General features: G+C 63.0%; 17 protein-coding genes and 1 tRNA gene. 6 read left to right on the forward strand and 12 right to left on the reverse strand.

The features are described from left to right. Positions 1 to 158 precede the first annotated feature (158 nt). Positions 159 to 629, forward strand: a complete 471-nt coding sequence (locus tag ACOJSI_RS11050; RefSeq protein ID WP_420138344.1) for a MarR family winged helix-turn-helix transcriptional regulator — start codon at positions 159 to 161, stop codon at positions 627 to 629. Positions 630 to 739: 110 nt separating this feature from the next. Here the strand turns inward: ACOJSI_RS11050 and ACOJSI_RS11055 are convergent, their stop codons facing one another. From ACOJSI_RS11055 to ACOJSI_RS11075, 5 genes are all read right to left on the reverse strand, one after another. After that, positions 740 to 2,161, reverse strand: a complete 1,422-nt coding sequence (locus ACOJSI_RS11055) for a M20/M25/M40 family metallo-hydrolase (protein ID WP_420138345.1) — start codon at positions 2,159 to 2,161, stop codon at positions 740 to 742. A gap of 84 nt (positions 2,162 to 2,245) precedes the next feature. Next, positions 2,246 to 5,320, reverse strand: a complete 3,075-nt coding sequence (locus ACOJSI_RS11060) for a TonB-dependent receptor domain-containing protein (protein ID WP_420138346.1) — start codon at positions 5,318 to 5,320, stop codon at positions 2,246 to 2,248. 122 nt (positions 5,321 to 5,442) lie between these two features. Beyond that, positions 5,443 to 7,161: a hypothetical protein gene (locus ACOJSI_RS11065; protein WP_420138347.1), complete on the reverse strand. Its 1,719-nt coding sequence runs from the start codon at positions 7,159 to 7,161 to the stop codon at positions 5,443 to 5,445. Positions 7,162 to 7,192: 31 nt separating this feature from the next. After that, the gene (locus ACOJSI_RS11070; protein WP_420138348.1) at positions 7,193 to 8,587 is read right to left on the reverse strand and encodes a M24 family metallopeptidase; all 1,395 of its coding nucleotides are present in this window, start codon (positions 8,585 to 8,587) and stop codon (positions 7,193 to 7,195) included. A gap of 425 nt (positions 8,588 to 9,012) precedes the next feature. Then, positions 9,013 to 9,100 (reverse strand) — tRNA-Ser (locus tag ACOJSI_RS11075). 98 nt (positions 9,101 to 9,198) lie between these two features. Between ACOJSI_RS11075 and hspQ the strand changes: the two genes are divergently transcribed. Together hspQ and ACOJSI_RS11085 are read left to right on the forward strand one after the other, a co-directional pair. After that, the gene (hspQ, locus tag ACOJSI_RS11080) at positions 9,199 to 9,579 is read left to right on the forward strand and encodes a heat shock protein HspQ (protein WP_420138349.1); all 381 of its coding nucleotides are present in this window, start codon (positions 9,199 to 9,201) and stop codon (positions 9,577 to 9,579) included. Between the two features lie 115 nt (positions 9,580 to 9,694). Continuing rightward, positions 9,695 to 10,345 carry a hypothetical protein gene (locus tag ACOJSI_RS11085; protein ID WP_420138350.1) on the forward strand — a complete coding sequence of 217 codons (651 nt, stop codon included), beginning with the start codon at positions 9,695 to 9,697 and terminating at the stop codon, positions 10,343 to 10,345. Positions 10,346 to 10,412: 67 nt separating this feature from the next. Here ACOJSI_RS11085 and queE read toward each other — a convergent pair whose 3' ends face one another. From queE to ACOJSI_RS11110, 5 genes are all read right to left on the reverse strand, one after another. After that, positions 10,413 to 11,060 carry a 7-carboxy-7-deazaguanine synthase gene (gene queE / locus ACOJSI_RS11090; RefSeq protein ID WP_420138351.1) on the reverse strand — a complete coding sequence of 216 codons (648 nt, stop codon included), beginning with the start codon at positions 11,058 to 11,060 and terminating at the stop codon, positions 10,413 to 10,415. Continuing rightward, complete coding sequence (gene queC / locus ACOJSI_RS11095; protein WP_420138352.1) at positions 11,060 to 11,758, reverse strand: 7-cyano-7-deazaguanine synthase QueC; 699 nt, start codon at positions 11,756 to 11,758, stop codon at positions 11,060 to 11,062. The genes queE and queC overlap by 1 nt, the downstream gene beginning before the upstream one ends. Positions 11,759 to 12,016: 258 nt before the next feature. Next, a complete protein-coding gene (locus ACOJSI_RS11100; RefSeq protein ID WP_420138353.1) occupies positions 12,017 to 12,910 on the reverse strand; it encodes an Hsp33 family molecular chaperone HslO in 894 nt (297 codons plus the stop codon). A gap of 51 nt (positions 12,911 to 12,961) precedes the next feature. Next, complete coding sequence (argF, locus tag ACOJSI_RS11105) at positions 12,962 to 13,894, reverse strand: ornithine carbamoyltransferase (RefSeq protein WP_420138354.1); 933 nt, start codon at positions 13,892 to 13,894, stop codon at positions 12,962 to 12,964. 120 nt (positions 13,895 to 14,014) lie between these two features. After that, positions 14,015 to 15,205, reverse strand: coding sequence for an aspartate aminotransferase family protein (locus ACOJSI_RS11110; RefSeq protein WP_420138355.1), 1,191 nt, complete (start codon positions 15,203 to 15,205; stop codon positions 14,015 to 14,017). Between the two features lie 328 nt (positions 15,206 to 15,533). On the opposite strand from ACOJSI_RS11110, the gene ACOJSI_RS11115 reads away from it, so the two are divergent. Both ACOJSI_RS11115 and ACOJSI_RS11120 read left to right on the forward strand, forming a co-directional pair. Beyond that, a complete protein-coding gene (locus ACOJSI_RS11115; RefSeq protein ID WP_420138356.1) occupies positions 15,534 to 15,998 on the forward strand; it encodes a DUF1348 family protein in 465 nt (154 codons plus the stop codon). Next, on the forward strand, positions 15,995 to 16,579 hold the full coding sequence (locus tag ACOJSI_RS11120; RefSeq protein ID WP_420138357.1) for a TetR/AcrR family transcriptional regulator: 585 nt from the start codon (positions 15,995 to 15,997) through the stop codon (positions 16,577 to 16,579). The genes ACOJSI_RS11115 and ACOJSI_RS11120 overlap by 4 nt, the downstream gene beginning before the upstream one ends. Before the next feature lie 87 nt (positions 16,580 to 16,666). On the opposite strand, the gene ACOJSI_RS11125 is transcribed toward ACOJSI_RS11120, so the two are convergent. Continuing rightward, positions 16,667 to 17,167, reverse strand: a complete 501-nt coding sequence (locus ACOJSI_RS11125; protein ID WP_420138358.1) for a lipocalin-like domain-containing protein — start codon at positions 17,165 to 17,167, stop codon at positions 16,667 to 16,669. Positions 17,168 to 17,178: 11 nt separating this feature from the next. Continuing rightward, positions 17,179 to 18,000, reverse strand: a complete 822-nt coding sequence (locus ACOJSI_RS11130) for an SDR family oxidoreductase (protein ID WP_420138359.1) — start codon at positions 17,998 to 18,000, stop codon at positions 17,179 to 17,181. Between the two features lie 89 nt (positions 18,001 to 18,089). On the opposite strand from ACOJSI_RS11130, the gene ACOJSI_RS11135 reads away from it, so the two are divergent. Beyond that, positions 18,090 to 18,376: LysR family transcriptional regulator (locus ACOJSI_RS11135; protein WP_420138360.1), on the forward strand; the 287-nt coding region annotated here is incomplete at its 3' end.

The raw sequence follows: 18,376 nt of genomic DNA on the forward strand, positions 1-18,376 counted from the left end.
TAGGCGCGGCTGTGAGGGGCACCGCCGCTGAGCCCGATCGGCGCGCCCCTCCGCCAAATGCAACCCGACGTTAGCGCTGGACGCGCGGCGCCGCTTAATGGGAGACTTGCACGCAATCGTATCGATGCAGGTCGATCTCCGTGGGAAACGTTCAGCACATGCCCAAGAAGAATATTTACGATCCCGGCGATCCCGGCTTTACCTTGGCCGGCTCGCCTTTTTATCTCATGGCGCATGCCGATCATAAATATCATGAGGATATGGATCAGGTCCTGGTCCGGCGCGGCATGTCGAAACCGGTGTATCGGATCCTGACCGTATTGCGCGAGCATGAACCGGCCAGCATCGGTACGATCGCCACCGTCGCGCTGATCAAGCGACCGACTGTAAGCCGCATCGTGGACCGGATGCTGGCGCAGGGATTGGTCACGGCGCAGGCCGGCGAGGACGCGCGGATCACCGAAGTCAGCCTCAGCGCGGCGGGCAAGGCTAAACTTCAGGAACTGACCCCGATCGTCAATCGCCAGTTCGTCCGCGCGACGCAGGGTATCAGCGAAACTGAATTGAAGACTCTGGTCCGCACGCTGCAGCAGATCGGAGAGAATCTCAGCAAATCGCCGATCGAGTGACGGACGTGCGTGCCGAACGCTTATTGGCACGGGCCAGTTAGCTGCCGCCGGCTTGCCGACTATTCCCCCGAAACCGCGCGTTGTGCCCCCGGTGGGCGCGCGGTGTATAATCATCGTGCCTTGCCGCCAATCTGGCGGATCAGCGCGTCCCAATAGTCGAGTTCTTTATAGAAGGAGGCGAGCGGGATGCGCTCGTCCGTGCCATGCGCGCGTGCATCCTGCGGCATCACCATCCCCAGACTGCCTGCCCCATAGGTCGGGATACCGGCGCGACGGTATTCGCGTCCCTCGGTCCCGCCCGACGACATGTTGGGCGACAATGTCGCGCCAGGCCAACTTATTTCGAGCGCATGCTGCAGCATCGCGACCAGGTCGGGTCGGACCGGAGACACCGGGCTTTCGACCGCTTCGCCGACCAGCGCGACGCGCAGCGTCGGATTGGCAACGGTGCGCTCGATCGCGGCCTGAACGTCCGCTACCGGGGTTCCGGGCAGGATCCGGCAGTTGACCGTCGCCACCGCATTCTGCGGCAAGGCGTTCGGCGCATTGCCCGCGCGCAGCATGGTTGCGACGCAGGTCGTCCACAGGATGGTGCTGGTTGAGGGATATTGTCGCGCGACCGCGATCGCCGACGCGTCGGTCGGATTGGTCAGTAGCGTGCGCAACGCCGCCGCAAGTCTACCGTCCGCCTCACCCGCCGCCTTCACGGTCATCGCGCGTGTGATCGGATTGAACTGAACCGGGAAGCGTAATGCGCGAAGCCGCGCCAGCGCGTCTGCCAGATCATAAATCGCATTGTCGTCGCGCGGCACCGAACTGTGACCGCCTTTGTTGAGCGCAGTAATCTCAAACGTCGCGTTGGTCTTTTCAGCGGCCTGCATCCCGAAGTCGATCGGCACGCCCTGCGCGCTCACGGATCCACCGCCGGCATCCGCGTTCAGCGCATATTCGGCGCGAGCGACCAGCGGATTGGCGATCACCCGACGGGTCGAAAGCATCCCGGTTTCCTCGTCCCCCGAAAAGGCGAGCAGCAGGTCGCGATCCGGTGTCCAGCCTGATTTCTTGAGCCGGGCAAAGGTCGCCACCAGCACAGCCACACCGAATTTATTGTCCTGCGTGCCGCGGCCATAGAGATAGCCATCCTTTTCGACTGGCCGATAGGGATCGGTCGCCCAATTTGCCGCGATCGCATCCACCACGTCCATGTGTGCCAGCAGCGCGACGGGCCTGCGCGCCGGCGAGCGGCCGGCATAGCGGACGATCAATCCCATTGTCTGCTCGCCGTCGATCGTGATCGGGACGCGAACGATGTCCTGGTCAGCGAAGCCGGCCGCCTTCAGTCGCGCTGCCAGTACGTCCACCAGCCGGGGAACGCCGGCACGCCCTTTGGCGGTCGGGATCGCGACGATCTGCTCGAGCAGTGCGCGCGCGTCGGCCCGGTCGGCGTCGGTTGCGTGCCATGCCACCGCGGGCGTGGCCGCCTGCGCCTGCATGGAGGGTGCGAGCAGCGCGCAGGCCGTCGCCAGCAGCATTTGGATCCGTGACGCGACCAACGGTTTTACTCCCTTGATAGGTGTACGGCCGGCCCCGCTAAGCGGAACCGGCCATACGATCGATCAGAATTTAAACGACACGCTCGCGAACAAATACCGGCCCGTCGCATCGTAGAATTGCGGGTAGGTATTGCCGTTGCCGCCGTCCTCGATCGCCGCCGTGGTTGTGAGCGGTGGCTTCTTGTCGAGGACGTTGTTCACGCCGACGGTGAGCCGCGCATTGTCGAGCAAGTCATAGCCCAGCGACAGATCGAAATAGCTGCGGCTGTTCAGCTTGCGGTTGAGCGTCGCATAGCTGCCCGACAGCGCTTCCTGGCTGCTGGTCTGCGAGATCTTGACCGACGACACGTATCGCCAGGTCACTCCGACATCCAGCTTGATCGGCGTCGACCAGGTGGTGAGCAACTTGTGACGCCATTCCGGACGCGGACGGCCGCACAACCCGCCGTAGAGGCCAGAACATTCGTAGATGTCGGCCGCTGGCGACGTCGGCAACGGCTTGGTCTTGTAGCTGTCCAGATAGGTGCCGACGAGGTTGAACGACAGCGTACCGAGCTGCTCGAGCGGCTGACGATAATCGAGCGAGACGTCGATACCGCTGGTCTGGAGCGAGCCGGTATTGAGGTTGAAGCGCTCGAAATAGCTGTCAGAGGTCAGGAACAGCGAGCCGCCCGGACCGCGATGGATGGTCGAGCAGGACAGCGGATCCGCATTGTAGAGGCAGTTCTTGAGCGCGAGGTTCGGGTTCACGCTGCCGATCAGGTTCTTAACCTTGATGTTGAAGTAATCGACCGACAGGGTCAGCCGCGGGATGAAGCTCGGCTGGAACACGCCACCGAAAGACCAGGTATCCGCCTTTTCAGGCACCAGATTGGGATTGCCACCGATCAGCGCGTTGAATTGGCCGGCCGGGTTGTCGATCACCTTGCCATATTGCGCAGCCGTCACCCCGGTATTGGCGCACTGCGCGGCCGTCGCCAGCGGCGTCTCGCCCGAGCAGGGATCATAGCTGCCGTTGGAAAGTTCGGTCAGCTCGACCTCGAAATTGGACTGCGAGGAGAATAGTTCGACCACGTTCGGCGCGCGGACGGCGCGCTGATAGCTGCCGCGCAGGCGCAGCGCGCTGATCGGTGACCAGTTCAGGCCGAGCTTATAGGTGTCGGTCTTGAACCCGGTATCGTAATCCGAATAGCGATACGCGCCTTCGAACGACAGCAGCTTAAAGAACGGACGGTCCTCCACCAGCGGCACGTTCAATTCGGCGAACAGCTCCTTGGCGGTAGTAGAACCGTGCACCGGATATTCCGGCTCGGTCGACGTCTGGTAGGCTTCGTCCGGATTCAGATCGAGTGTGTTCTTGCGATATTCGACGCCGAAGGCAATGCCGATGCCGTTGGTCGCCCACGGCAGCACCGCGCCATATTTGCCGAGGTCGCCACTGACCGACGCGACGATGTTGGTCAGCGCCGTCTCACCCGTGATCTGCTGCTCCTGCCCGATATAGGCGATCGATGCAGCGCTTGCTGCATTGCCGCTGATCAGGTCGAGCGGTGCGCAACGGGAGTCATCGTTGGTGCTGATCGCATCGGCGTTGATTGCGCACACGATCTGGCCGTTGGTGGACGATCCGGTGCGCCGGTCCACAACCGCATTAAGCGCATTGGCAAAGCGGGTGTTGTTCGCATTGCCGACGAAGCGGCTGTTGTAGCTGACCTTCGAATAGGATCCATAGACGTCGTAGCTGAACGCCTCGTCGATCTTGCCGCGCACGCCGCCGACGATGCGGAACGTGCTGTGGTGGATACTGTCCTGACGATTACCGCCTTCGACGTTTCGGCGATTGACCACGATCCCGTTGGCAACTGCGCTGCCTAGATAATTGCCGTTGGCATCGTAATTACCGACCGTCGAGAGACCTGCCGCACCACACACGAATTGCGCCTGCTGTGCGCTGAGGAAGGCGTTGTCGCAGTTCAGCCCGCCTGCGCTGCCATAAATGCCGCCGGTGATGACACCGGGGGCGATCTGCGCCGTCGATTTGTCGTCCATGTAGCTGACTTCGAAATACGGGACGGCGTGCTCGCTGATCTCGTAATGGCCGATCGCGCCCAGCGTGTAGCGTTCGTCGGGCCGCTGGTAATAGTTGGCCGGAGCGAAGTTATAGGTGCGGCGCCCCGACACGAACTGGCCGTTGTCGGCGCGGAACTGGGTGGGGACGTTGACCAGCCCGCCCGTGTTGGCAAAGTTGGCGGGGAAGTTGTAGCCCGAGCCGCTGCACGAAAATTGATCGCCATTGGTCCCGGTGGTGCCGAGCGCGCAGGCGCTATAGTCGTAATCGGCCTGCAGGATCGGCTTGATCTTGCGATATGATCCATATGCGGTGACGTTGCCGCGACCGTCGGCCATGTTGCTGCCGACTACCGCCGAATATTCCTGCGTGAAGCCGTTCCAAACATTCTTGTCGGGCTTCGGATAGGCTCCAGGAACGAGCGCGTCGTTTTGGTCGAGCAGGTCCCGTAGCCCGCCGGAATCATTGGTATGCTGATAGCCGCCGATGTTCGCGCTGATCTTGAGCCCCTGGAAGTTGTCGATCAGGTTGAAGTTGACCACGCCCGCGATCGCATCCGAACCGTACACGGCCGACGCACCGCCGGTGAGCACTTCGACGTTGCGGATCAGCGCAGTGGGGACTTGGTTGATGTCGGACGGCGTCGACTTGGGCGAGCCGTAGGGCAAGCGCTTGCCGTTCACGAGCACCAAGGTGCGCGCCGGGCTGAGGCCGCGAAGATCGACCTGCGCGGTGCCGGTGGCTTCGTTGGAATTGGCCGAGCCCTGCGCGGCGAAGACCTGCGGCAGCTGGTTGACCAGATCCTCCGCGCGCGTCACGCCGCGGTTCGTAAACTCCGCCCCGCCGATCTGCACGACCGGACTGACGCTCTCCATATTGGCAGAACGGATGCGCGATCCGGTGACGACGACTTCGCCGCCCTCCGTCTCGGCCGCGGCCACTTCCGACTGTACGGCATTTGCCGGCGGAGATGCCGGAGTTGAATCCTGTGCGTGCGCGATCTGCGCGGTGACAAGCCCCATAAAGGCCGTGCCCGCGAGCAGCGTTGTCCGGTGAACCCTGCGTATCATGAGAAACCCCTTCCCCGTTGTTGCGCGCCATTGCGGGACGCGACGTTCCGTTCACGGACGCCCAGCCGACGCCCGCATTCTCCCGTCCTCTCCATGTTTCGTTCGTGCGGCCTTTGCGGCCGTCAGTAGCGCCAGCTTGTCAGATCAGCCCCGGCAGGTGCCGATGCCTCGATCCGCTTGAGGATCTTCGGCAGGTAAAAGGTGTTGTAGCGAAGTCGTGCGATGGCATTGGGATTGGCATGGTCGCCATTCCAGCAATGTTCGGCCCGGTCGCCATAGTCCACCTCGCCCTGATAGGTCGGGTCTGCTTTCTTCAAAAACGCTTCGGTCAAATATACTGCGTTGTTAAGGTAGAAATTGTCCATGTCGCCGACATAGAGATGGATCTTCCCCTGGAGCTTTGGCCCCAGTGTTTTCCAGTCCCGCTCCATGATGTACCGGAGATCGTAATTGTCGCGCCAATATTCGGCGACCTTGGAATTGATTACGCCGGTGCGCTTGTCCCAAATCCGCTGAGGATAACCGTCCGCCCCGTTAGGCGAGAATACCGCTTCCCAGATGTCCCACTGCCCGCCGGAACGGGTCTTGTCGCCCATCACCAGCTCCCAGCGATTTTCCATCTCCATCGTGTAGGGCGAATTGTCGAGATAATCGCGCTTGCCGGCGCGCGCGACGCGGGCGAACGGCCCTTCCAGATAATAGGCATTCTTGTCGGTGTAGATGTTGGTCAACATCATCTGCCGGAAGTCGATCGGATCAGGGCACGCCGCGAACGCGCCATTATATTCGGTCGGATATTTGACCTGGACACCCAGCGCCTCCCAGCCGCCGGTCGACCCGCCGTACAGGAAGCGCGCCCACCCCTGCCCGATCCCGCGGAACTTCTTTTCCAGCGCAGCAATGAATTCGTAAGTGATGGCATCGCCATAGGGGCCGATATTGGCCGAATTCACCGCATAGGAATCGTCGTAATAGGGATTCGAATGGTCGATCTCGACCACCAGGTAGCGCGGAAACTTGTCGGACACCCATTGGCGATAGAAGTTGTAGGCCTCTTCCTGCTCGGTGCGGTTGTAGCAAGGGAGATTGAACCGCTCGCTCGGCTCGCATTTCAAGTTCGGATCAGGCGGCGTCGTCCGGAAACCGCCAAAATCCTCCGGAAAATGCCCATGGAAGACCATCAGCGGATAATGCGCCTCGGGATGCTTGTCGAAATCCTTGGGCACCAGCACGTGCCCGCGCAGGAAAACGTCGCGGCCCCAGAACTTTGACAGCTGCGGACTGCGGAAAGTGAAGTGGCGGATGAACTCGCTATCCTTGGGCTCCGCAATCGGCGGATTCACTTGGTCGAGCGTGAGTTCCACCTCGCCCGGCCGAGCAGGATCGAAATCGATCATCCGCGGCGTGCTGACAAGGTTGCCGGGCTCCTTGCGCCAATTCTGGCCCGCGCCGCGCGGGGCGGGCAGCTTGACCGTTTTGCCGTTGGCGAGATGATAGGTGTCGTAACGGTGGAGCACCGCCTGCGCGTAATAACGTCCGGCCGGCACCTTGCTCATGGTCTCGGCAGGGAAACCGAGCACATCGCTGCCGATCGTGGTGCTGGCGCCGGGCTTCAGGCCGTCGATCGTCACTCCGAACATCTGCGCCCCGAAATAATCGGGCCGCGTCTGGAAGCGCGGTTCGGTCTTTCCGTCGGGCGTGAGTATCACCATCACGCGCCCGTCAAATGGACCGGCCTTGGCGGTTGCCGGAACCGTGACCTTGAATGTCTCGGCGAAAGAAGGCCCCGCTAGTGCCAGTGCGGCCACCGCCGCGAACCCCCAAGTCTTGCGTATCGCCATTGCCAGCCCCCTTATCGCTGCCGCCGTTCTGTCAGTTCCCGCTTGGGATCAGCGTGATCGCCGTCTGCCGCCCATCCAGGAAGCGCACCCTGCTCCCGTCGTAATAGGCATTCTCCTCCGCCCGGAACTGCACCTCCTGCCCGCCCCATTCGGGAACCGGCGCAGAGGCGGCCAGCTCGATCGACCAGGTCGTGTTGGGATGCACCGGATAGAGGCCGCGTTCGTCGCCCTTCTGATTGTCCCAGAAGCCGATCGCCGTACCCGCGGCGTGGCCGTGATAGCCGAGCGGGTGGGAATAGATGGACGGCTTAAGTCCCGCTGCGACCGCCTTGGCGCGCGCCGCGGCCAGCACCTCATTGCCCGTCGCGCCGACCTTGAACGACGACAGCAGCGCGTCCTGGACGGCGTTGGCGGCCTTCAAGCCCGCACGCAGCCCGGCCGGAGCCTGCGTCTCGCCTGGCTTCAGCACATAGGCCAGATGCTGGGTATCGGTGTTGAGCCGTAAATAGGTGATGCCAAAGTCGGTCCAGAGCATGTCGCCGGGCTGGATGACGGTATCGCCCTCCAGCATCTCCTTTTGCCCTTGGCGCAGCACCGCAACCGAAGGCTGGAACCATGGCACCAGCCCAAGATCGGTCAGACGCTGGCGATACCACCATACGACGTCGTCGGTGGTGGTCTTGCCCGGCGTGATCACCTTGCGCGAAAAAGCGTCGGCGATGACCGCATGCGCCATGCGGACGATGCCCGGATAGATCGCCATCTCCATCGGTGTGCGCGTTTCGAGCCAGCCGATCGCGAGTCCCTCGCCCGACACGATCCGCGATTGGTAGCGCGCAGGGAGCGCGGCGGTCATGTCCTTATACTGGCTGAGCGTCATGCCGTCGGCGAAGGCGGACAGGGAAGACGTGTTGATCGCGATCGTCGCCGGGTCGCGCGCGGCGATGATGTCTGCGACCGCCTTCCACTGATCCGGCTGCTTGTCCGGATCCCATGCCGGCTTGAACAGCCCGCCAAGGCCGTAGCGGCTGACGGTGATCCGCTCGACCGGCTGGCCGTTGCCGGGATCGAAGAAGATCAGGATCGTGCGACGCCGGGCATGGAGGCTCTCGGCATTGAGCATTGTGTTGACGACCGGCTCTTCGAAATATTCGCGCGCCATCAGCAGCCACATGCTGATCTTCTGCTTCCGCATCAGCTTCGGCACGACTGTGTCGAGGCGGTCGGCCAGGATCCGATTCTCCAGCTTGGCGCGCTCGCGCATCGGCAGGATCTGCGGCAGCTCGGGATGCATCTGTTCGCTGTCGCTCATCGCGATCGCAGAGAGGGGCAGCTGTGCCGACGCCGGCAGGCTCGTCCCGGCAAAGAATAACGCCGCGGCAATGACCGAGCGGAAACGCCCCTGCAACGCGTAACGATCAGCCATAAACCCCCGGCTAATTAAGTTCATTATTGCGTGAGAATGACCATATTACATTTGCGTGTCAATTGTCATGTCATTGGGGGCGCGGCGTCGGCACGTCGGTCCGGGAGCTTTTCGACGAGCACCGACATTCGCCTGCTCCGGCCCGAGAGGGGGAGGACAGGACGTGCCGCTTATCTTGTCGGTGGAGCGAACGAAGGGCAGCCCTCCGACAGAGAGCATATACGCCCTCGTTCAACCTTGCCTAAGTGGTGGGCTCACGCGCCACGCGTGCGAAGCTGACAAGATGGCCGCGATCCAGCGTCGTGGCGTCGTCAGCATGTTCGCTATTTCGGGTGATCGCTTCGGGTACGCAATAAGGTACGGCCTCGCGATTGCGGATCCACTATGCTCTTGATCTAACAAGGCTTGTATCAGCGTCAAACCGCTGGCGGAGAGGGTGGGATTCGAACCCACGGTACCTTGCGGCACAACGGTTTTCGAGACCGTCCCAATCGACCACTCTGGCACCTCTCCGTAGCGGGGTCCGGCCGAAAGAGCGGTGCCCCTAACGCACCAAGAGGCGCTTGCCAAGCGTGGCTTGCACAGGAACGATGCGACATTAAATTAAAGTCATGATTCCTCCCCGCAGTACGATCACTCCGCCGATCGGTCTCGACACGATGCCGCCTGTATCGGAAGCACGCTTCACGATTGGCGACGTCGTGCGTCACCGCCTGTTCGCTTTCCGCGGCGTCATTTTCGATGTCGACCCTGTCTTCGCCAACAGTGAGGAATGGTATGCCGCCATTCCAGAAGACGTGCGTCCGAAGCGCGACCAGCCTTTCTACCATCTTCTCGCCGAAAATGCGGAGAGCAGCTACATCGCCTATGTCAGCCAGCAGAACCTGGAGCATGACGAGACGGAAGAGCCGATCGACCATCCCGCCATCCCCAATCTGTTCGAGCCGTTCACGCAGGGCCGCTATGCGCTGCGTCGGGAGCATCGCCACTAAGGGCAAAGCCTCTCCGATTGCACGCGATGCGCCCGACAGTTTAGGGTGCAGGCCGTAAATGCTTTTCCCCGCCGCCAAAGCCGCTAAAGGTCCGGTGGAATTGGAGAGGATGTGCATGACGGCTCGTTTCTATCGTTGTTTGGGCTTGGTCGCGCTCGGCGCCGCTGCGGTCGGCTTCACCGCACCAGCGCAGGCCTATCTGTTCTGGTCGCGTCCCGCTTTGGGCGGCACGCCCGCCGTTGGAGGCGAAACCGGCATCACCTTGCCGATGCCGGGGGCGCAGCCCAAAGAGCTGGAAGCGAATCTGGTCTGGACGCTACGCGCCGGGCTGAACGTCGCCGCTCTACAATGCCAGTTTGCGCCCACGCTGCGCACGGTGGAAAATTACAACAATATGCTGCGCCAGCATTCTGCGGAGCTGCAGGCGACCTACGCGACGCTCACCGCTTATTTCAAGCGCACCGGCGGCAAATCGTGGCAGACCGCGCTCGATCAATATACCACCCGCACCTACAACAGCTTCTCCACGCTGCAGGCGCAGTTGATCTTCTGTGAAACCGCCGCCTCGATCGGCGAGCAGACGCTCGATGAGACACGCGGACACCTGGCCGACGTCGCCGTCAGCCGCATGCGCGAATTGCGCAACAGTTTGATTCCCGCCGGAGACCGCGGTCTCGCGACGCAGAATGCAAGCCTCGCGCTCGCGCCGATCGCCGATCCGCGCTGCTACAACAAGCGGGGCAAGGAAATCCGCTGCAAGAATTGATAATGGCCGCGCCTTCAGGCGATATGATCGTCTGGGGGCGGCCGCTCGTACGAGGCCGCTCGCGGCGCTAGCGCAGTCCCGCTACCTTATGCGTCTGGATCGACAGCCGCCAGCGCGGGTTGCGCAGGACGAAGTCGATCGCCGCCGCCCGCGTCTCCAACGCATGCACGCCATCCATCGGCTGAACGAGCAGATGGCGGAAATCCCAGCTTTCCAGCAAGCCCACATCCACGCCCGGCTGTGGCCATACCAGTTTCAGCTCGTCGCCCGAACGCTGGACGATCTTCGTTCCCGCCTTCGGGCTCACGCAGATCCAGTCCAGTCCATCGACGACCGGCAGCGTTCCGTTCGTCTCGATGGCAACGCGGAAGCCCTGCGCCTTCAACGCCGCCACGAGCGCCGCATCCAGCTGCAACATCGGCTCGCCACCGGTGATCACGATCAGCGGCTGGCCGCCTTCCCCGTCCAGGCCGGCAGACCACAAAGCCCAGGCACGCTCCGCCACGCTGGCGGCATCGGCAAACCGTCCCCCGCCATCCCCATCGGTACCGACAAAGTCGGTATCGCAAAAACTACAGTCGGCCCGCGCCCGATCCTGTTCGCGCCCCGACCAGAGATTACAGCCGGCAAAGCGCAGGAACACCGCGCGCATGCCCGCCTGCAGCCCCTCGCCCTGCAGTGTCAGGAACATCTCCTTGATGGCATAGCTGCCCATCAGGGGGCTGCGACGTAGCGGGTCGGATCGGGCAGGCCGGCTTCGGCAAAGCCCTTGCTGCGCAAACGGCAGCTGTCGCACTGGCCGCAATGGAGATCGCCCGGCTGCGGATCGTAGCAGGACCAGCTCATGCCGGCATCGATGCCCAGCCGCGCCGCTTCCGCCGCGATATCGGCCTTCGTCATGTGCAGCAGCGGTGTACGCACGACGAAGCGGTCGCCCTCCACGCCCGCCTTCGTCGCCAGGTTCGCCAGCGTTTCGAACGCCTCGACGAATTCCGGCCGGCAATCCGGATAGCCCGAATAATCCAGCGCATTGACGCCGATATGGATGGCGCGCGCACCGGTCGCTTCCGCCAGCCCCAAGGCGAGGCTCAGGAAGATTGTGTTGCGCGCCGGCACATAGGTGCTCGGGATGCCGGGCTGGACGCCGTCCTTGGGTACCGCCAGGGCAGCGTCCGTCAAGGATGATCCGCCAAAGCGGGTCAGGTCCAGCGGCAGCACGATGTGCCGCTCCGCACCCAGATGCCGCGCGATCCGGGCTGCCGCCTCCAGCTCGATCCGGTGGCGTTGGTTATAATCGATCGTCAGGGCGATCAGCCGGTGTCCAGCCTCCACTGCCAGCGCCGCCACGACCATCGAATCGAGGCCGCCGGACACGAGCACGACCGCGCCGTTTTCTGCGTCATTCTTTTGCATGGGCGGGATATAGGATGGAATGTCGTCGTGTAAAAGAAAGGGCCGCCTCACGGGCGGCCCAGTATGCCGGTTAGGGCTGTCTAGGGAGGACAGTGCCCGGATGGCACAAGAAAAGCGCTATCACGGCTAAACTAAACCCCGCCTTAACGATCCGCGAAGACGCTGTGTTGCGCTGGAGGATGAGCCGCTAAACAGCCTTACGGTTGCCAACCATGCTCACCTTCGCCGATGGCCCGCTGATGGAGGGGATCCGCTCCGTTAGGCTGGAACCGGCTCGATCTTGAAGGCGCGGGCGCAAAACTCGCAATTGACTTCGATCAGCCCGTCCGGCCCCGCCATTTCCGCCCGTTCGTCTTCCGGGAAGCGGGCGATGACGCGCGCGACATGATCCGGGTCACAGCGACAGCCGCGCCGCGGTGCAAGACCTGCTGTCACACGCACTTCGTCCTCGTTGAACAGGCGCCACAGCAGGCTTTCCAGCGGCAGATCGCTGTCGGCCAGTTCTTCGTCGCGCACGCTGCCGCCCAAGGCTGCGACATGGCCCCATTCCGGATGGTCGAGCCGGGTGTGGATGCGATCGCGCCCCTCTTCGCCCTCGGGCAGATGCTGGAGCATCAAGCCGCCGCCAACCACCTGCCCGTCCGCCGACCGGCCGATCCCGATCCGCACCAGGCTGGGGATCTGCTCGGATTGGGCGAAATAGGATTCCGCTGCCTCGGCCAGGCTGCCGCCTTCCAGCGGCACGATGCCCTGATACCGCTCGCCCGACACCGCCTGGTCGAAGGTGATGGCCAGATAGCCCTTGCCGAACAAGGCGAACAGCGACGGATCCTCCGGCAGCTCGCCCAGCCGTTCCGGATCATGGCGCAGATAACCGCGCATCTCGCCACCGCGATAGTCGGCTACGAGCAGGTCGATCACGCCATTCTCCGTCTGCGCCTGCAGCGTCAGCTGACCCTCGACATCCTTCAGCGTGGCGCCCAGCAACGCTGCCAGCACGATCGCTTCGGCCAGCACGCGCTCGATCGCCGGCGGATAGCCGTGCGCGGACAGGATTTCATTCAGCGCCGGTCCCAACCGCACCAGCCGCCCACGGGCATGGCGCTGCGGAATGGTGAAAGCGAGCGATGTGTCGAGATTTGGGGAGGTCATGCCGCCCATGTAGGAAGCGGTTTGGATTTGGCCAACCGCCGCCCCGGCGGGCTAGATCTTGCCGAAACACCACAGCAAGACCGCCTTCTGGGCGTGCAGGCGGTTCTCCGCCTCATCCCAGATCGCCGATCGTGGCCCGTCGATGACCGCGTCCACCACTTCCTCGCCGCGATGCGCCGGCAGGCAGTGCAGGAACAGGCCGTCGCTACGTGCCTGCGCCATCAGCCCTTCCGTCACCTGGAACGGCGCCATCGCCGCCATTTTGGCTTCGGCATGGTCCTGGCCCATCGACACCCAGGTGTCGGTCACCACCACGTCGGCGCCCGCGACCGCAATCTCCGCGTCCCGCGTCAGCACGAACGGATGATTGCCCGCACGTTCCTTGGCTGTCGCCACCACCGCCGGATCCGGGTCATAGCCTTCCGGGCAGGCCGCGGTCACATCAAAGCCCAACAGGCTGCCCGCCTCGATGATCGAGTGCAGCACATTGTTGCCATCGCCCAGCCACGCCCAGCGCGAGCCTTCCAGACTGCCGCGCCGTTCCATCACGGTCAGCATGTCCGCCATGATCTGGCAGGGATGGCTCTGGTCGGTCAGGCCATTGATGACCGGCACGGTGGCATAGTTCGCCAGCGCCTCGACCTTGGCATGATCGTCGGTGCGGATCATGATCGCATCGACGTAACGCGACAGGACACGTGCCGTGTCGGCGATGCTCTCGCCGCGGCCGAGCTGCATCGATCCGGCATCCATCACGATCGTCGTGCCGCCCAACTGACGCATCGCCATGTCGAACGACACGCGTGTGCGGGTCGAATTCTTCTCGAAAATCATCGCCAGAACGCAGCCGTCGAGCGGCTTGTCGACATCAGGCTTGCCCTTGGGCCAGCCCGCCCGCGTCACCTTGCGGCTGCGCGCATCGGCGAGCATCTCCTGCAGCCCCTCAGGCCCCGCATCGGCAAGATCGATGAAATGACGGGTCAAGCTATTAAACTCCGTTCACGTCGAGCGAAGTCGAGACGCATTTTCGCGCGAAGCGAAAAGTCTCGGCTTCGCTCGGCGGCTTCCCTCGACTTCGCTCGGGACGAACGGAAGCGGGCGATCTCACGCCGCCTCCGGCACCTGATAGCTGCGGGCGCCGGCCGACAACTTCTCGATGCACTCCGCAACATGGCTCTCATCGATGTTGAGCGGCGGCAGGATGCGCACGACATTGTCGCCCCCCGCCACCGTCAGCAACCCATGATGGTCGCGCAGATGCGCCACGAAAGCGCGACTGTCGCTCTTCAGCTTGATGCCCAGCATCAGGCCGACACCACGGACGCTGTCGAACAGATGGTCGTGGTTCGGCAGCAACTGCTCCAGGGCCTGGCGCAGCCGGTCGCCCATGCGCTGCACATTCTCCAGGAATTCCGGCTCACCGACGATGTCGAGCACCGCTTCGCCTGCCGCCATTGCCAGCGGGTTGCCGCCATAGGTCGATCCGTGCGTGCCGATCACCATGCCCTTGGCCGCCTCTTCGGTGGCGAGGCAGGCGCCGAGAGGGAAGCCACCGCCGATGCCCTTGGCAACCGTCATGATGTCCGGCGTGACGCCATATTGTTCATGCGCAAAGAAGGTGCCGGTGCGCGCATAACCGCACTGGATCTCGTCCAGGATCAGCAACATGCCATTCTTGTCGGCCAGTTCGCGCAGGCCCCGCAGGAAGTCTTTGGTCGCGGGCAGGATTCCGCCCTCGCCCTGGATCGGCTCGATCAGGAAAGCGGCCGCATCCGGTCCGATCGCCGCTTCGGCCGCGGCCAGATCGTTGAACTGCACCACCGTGAAGCCCGGCAGCAGCGGCTCGAACCCGTCGCGCATCTTGGCCTGGTTGGTCGCGGAGATCGCACCCATCGTCCGGCCGTGGAAAGCGTTGGAGAAGCTGATGATGCGGTTCTTCTCAGGCGCGCCGTTCACATAATGGTAGCGACGCGCGGTCTTGATCGCGCACTCGATCGCCTGCGCCCCCGAATTTGTGAAGAACACCGTGTCAGCGAACGTCTTGTCGACCAGCCGCTGGGCAAAATGCTCGCCCTGTGGTGATCCGTAGAGGTTGGAGACATGCATCAACGTCGCCGCCTGATCGGCGATCGCCTTTACGAGAGCCGGATGACCATGGCCCAGGATGTTGACCGCAATGCCCGCCGCCATATCCAGATAGCGCTCGCCGCGCTCGCCGATCAGATAGGCCCCCTCGCCGCGCACCGGACGCACACCACACCGCGGGTAGACGGGCATGAGAGGCGTGATCGGCATCGCAACTTACTCCTTGGTCGGGGACGAAAATCGTTCGGAACGGCTCCGGAATAGAAAAGGCGACCCAAGCGGGCCGCCCGAGGCGCGCCTATAACGCTGCTCCAAAAGCCGCGCAATCGTTACGCACAAATCATCAACGGTGCGGCGCATATTCTGGCCCTGACGTCCCACATCCCTTGACATTTGCGCCTCATGTTGTACCGATCGGTACAAGTCGATGGCCCCAAGAGAGTCGCACCCATCGGCTTGGTTAAAAATCCTTCAGTTCCGCTGGGGCAGCGGCTGCTCAGGCGCTTGATCAACCATGTCCACGAAGAAAGGAAAGATAATGTCCAGACCGCCTTTACCCCCATTCACCCTGGAAACCGCGATTGAGAAGGTCCGCCTCGCCGAGGACGGCTGGAACACGCGCGACGCGGCCAAGGTCGCATTGGCCTACACGCCCGACACGCGCTGGCGGAACCGGGTCGAGTTCGCGACCAATCGCGAGCAGGCACAGGCCTTTCTCACCCGCAAATGGAACAAGGAACTCGATTACCGGCTGATCAAGGAGTTGTTGGCCTTCACCGGCAATCGTATCGCGGTGCGCTATGCCTATGAATATCACGACGATAGCGGCCAATGGTTCCGGGCCTACGGGAACGAGAACTGGCTGTTCGCGGAAGACGGGCTGATGTCGCATCGTCACGCCAGCATCAACGAGATGCCGATCACCGAGGCAGAGCGCAAATATCACTGGCCGCTCGGGCGTCGCCCAGATGACCATCCGTCGCTCAGCGACCTCGGCCTGTGAGCGCAAAGCGCGTCCTGACCGATCGCGAAAGTGCTTTGCCGGCTTTGGCCGAAGCCTTTCGCGAACATGGTTTCGAGGGCGCGAGTCTCGCAATCCTCTCGAACGCCACCGGTCTCGGTAAGGGCAGCCTCTACAACTTCTTTCCCGGCGGGAAGGAAGAGATGATGGCGGCTGTCCTGACCGACATAGACCGCTGGTTCGCCGAAAAGATTTTCGCCCCGCTCGACCATGCAACGGATCCAGCGGCCGCGATCGCGGCCATGATGGAGGAGGTGACCGTCTATTTCCGATCCGGACGGAGGATATGCCTCGTCGGGGCGCTGGGCCTGAACGCCGCCCGAGAGCGGTTCAGCGTCACGCTGAAAGACTATTTCGCGCGCTGGATAGCGGCGCTGTCCCACTGCCTCGAAGTCGGAAAAGTCCCTCCCCCATTGGCCCTGCAACTCGCCGAGGAGGCGGTATCCGGAATACAGGGGGCGATCGTGCTGGCCCGCGCCCTCGGCGACGATGCCGCCTTCGGTCGGATCGTTCGCAAGCGCCACGAGGACATGCTCGATGCTTTCGCGCGCTACAACCCATGATGGCGCACCCCTGCCACCGACGACCTCTGGGACCTCGTTAGCGATCCGCTGTTGCCATTCTGATCCGCTGATTAGGCCTGCGCAGATCTACCGCACCTTCACCCGCACTCGGCGATATTCCGCCTGGAGCAGCGCCCCGCCTGGGCGCGTGAACGTCTCGATCATGCGATCGCCGTCAACCACGAAGCGCAGATCGCGCGTAGTCCGCCGGCTGCCGACCCAATTCGGGAAGGTCGCACCATCGACACGATTACCGGCGAAGCGGCCCGCCGCGTCCACGCTGTAGGTTCCGAAGAAGCCGATCGAACTCGCCATGGCGCGCCGGTTTTCGGCGTCGGTGCCTTCGCCACGCAGGTCGGAGGCGAAACGCGCAGTGTTGGGATCGGTTAACACCTCGACAAAGTGCATGTCGGCCGTGAACACTAGCATGCCGGCGGGCCGTGGTCCGTACGGTTGGCTGGTGTGGCCCTTCTCTTCCAACGTGGCGGATACCATCCGCCAGGTGCCAAGCACTTCATTGGCCCCACCTCTCGGCAGTTGCGCCCCCGCAAAGCCGGATGACAACGCCAGCGCAAGTGGTGCAAGCACACACATCCTGCTCATGATCGATCCGCCGAATAGGCAAGCGCGCGTTGCGCGCGCAGGTCGTCGAGACGCCCGCTCAGCGCGCGCTCGATATTGACGAAGGCGGTACTGGTCAGCGCGACACGGCGCGGTGCCACCTCCGCGTCGGCCGCCGCGATCATCGCATCGACCACGCGATCGGCGTCGCCGGTCAGCTCGAAACTTCCATCGGCAAGCGCCCGACGCAAGGCGCCGGCAGGCGTTTCGTCATAGACCGCAAGCTCAGCCGCGCAGTCCAATGCCGCACCAAAGCCAGTGTCCGTCGGCCCGGGCTCGATCAGCGTGAACGCAATGCCAAAGGGCGCAACCTCCTGCGCCACTGCCTCGACATAGCCTTCAATGCCCCATTTGGTCGCGTGATAAAGGCTGAAAGCCGGATAGGCGGTCTGGCCGCCTTCCGACGACAGCTGCATTATCCGGCCCCCGCCTTGGGCGCGAAGCGGTGGGAGGACCGCCCGGATCAGCTGGATCGAGGCGGTCAAATTGGTCGCGATCTGGCGCTCGATCTGCGCATCCGAAACCTCCTCAGCCGCCCCAAACAGGCCATAGCCGGCATTGCTGACGACAACATCGATTGTGCCTTGCCCAAAGGCTTGATCGACGATTTGCCGTAAGGCCGCCGTATCCGTGACGTCCAGGGCAGCCACCCGCAACTGATCGCTATGGCTCCGCTGCAGTTCCGAAAGCGCGTGCGTGCGCCGGGCCGTGGCAAAGACGGCGTCGCCGCGTGCCAGCAATTTGGTCACCATTCCTAAGCCAAGGCCAGACGAGGCGCCCGTGATCAACCAGGTCTTCATACAATAATCTCCTCTCATCCGACTTAGGTGCGAAAGAAAGGTGTGATAAGGCAGCCCAATCTTAATGAACTGGTAAGTGTAACGAACCAATGGTCGAGATCAATTTTTCCGAGCTCAACGCCTTTGTGAGCGTCGCCCGGCATCGAAGCTTCAGGCAGGCAGCGGAAGTAGCGGGTGTGTCGCGTCCTGCTCTCAGTCACGCGTTGCGCGCGCTTGAAAGGCGGCTCGGCACGCGCCTCCTCCACCGCACCACCCGTAGCGTAGCGGTAACCGAGGAGGGCGAGCGGCTTCTTGCGCGGCTGGCACCGGTGTTGCGCGATCTGGACGATATGCTCAGCCAGGTCGGCTGGGACGAAGCCGGCGTCGGCGGCCTGCT

It is taken from the genome of Sphingomonas sp. (assembly GCF_048595155.1).
Lineage (GTDB): Bacteria > Pseudomonadota > Alphaproteobacteria > Sphingomonadales > Sphingomonadaceae > Sphingomonas_I.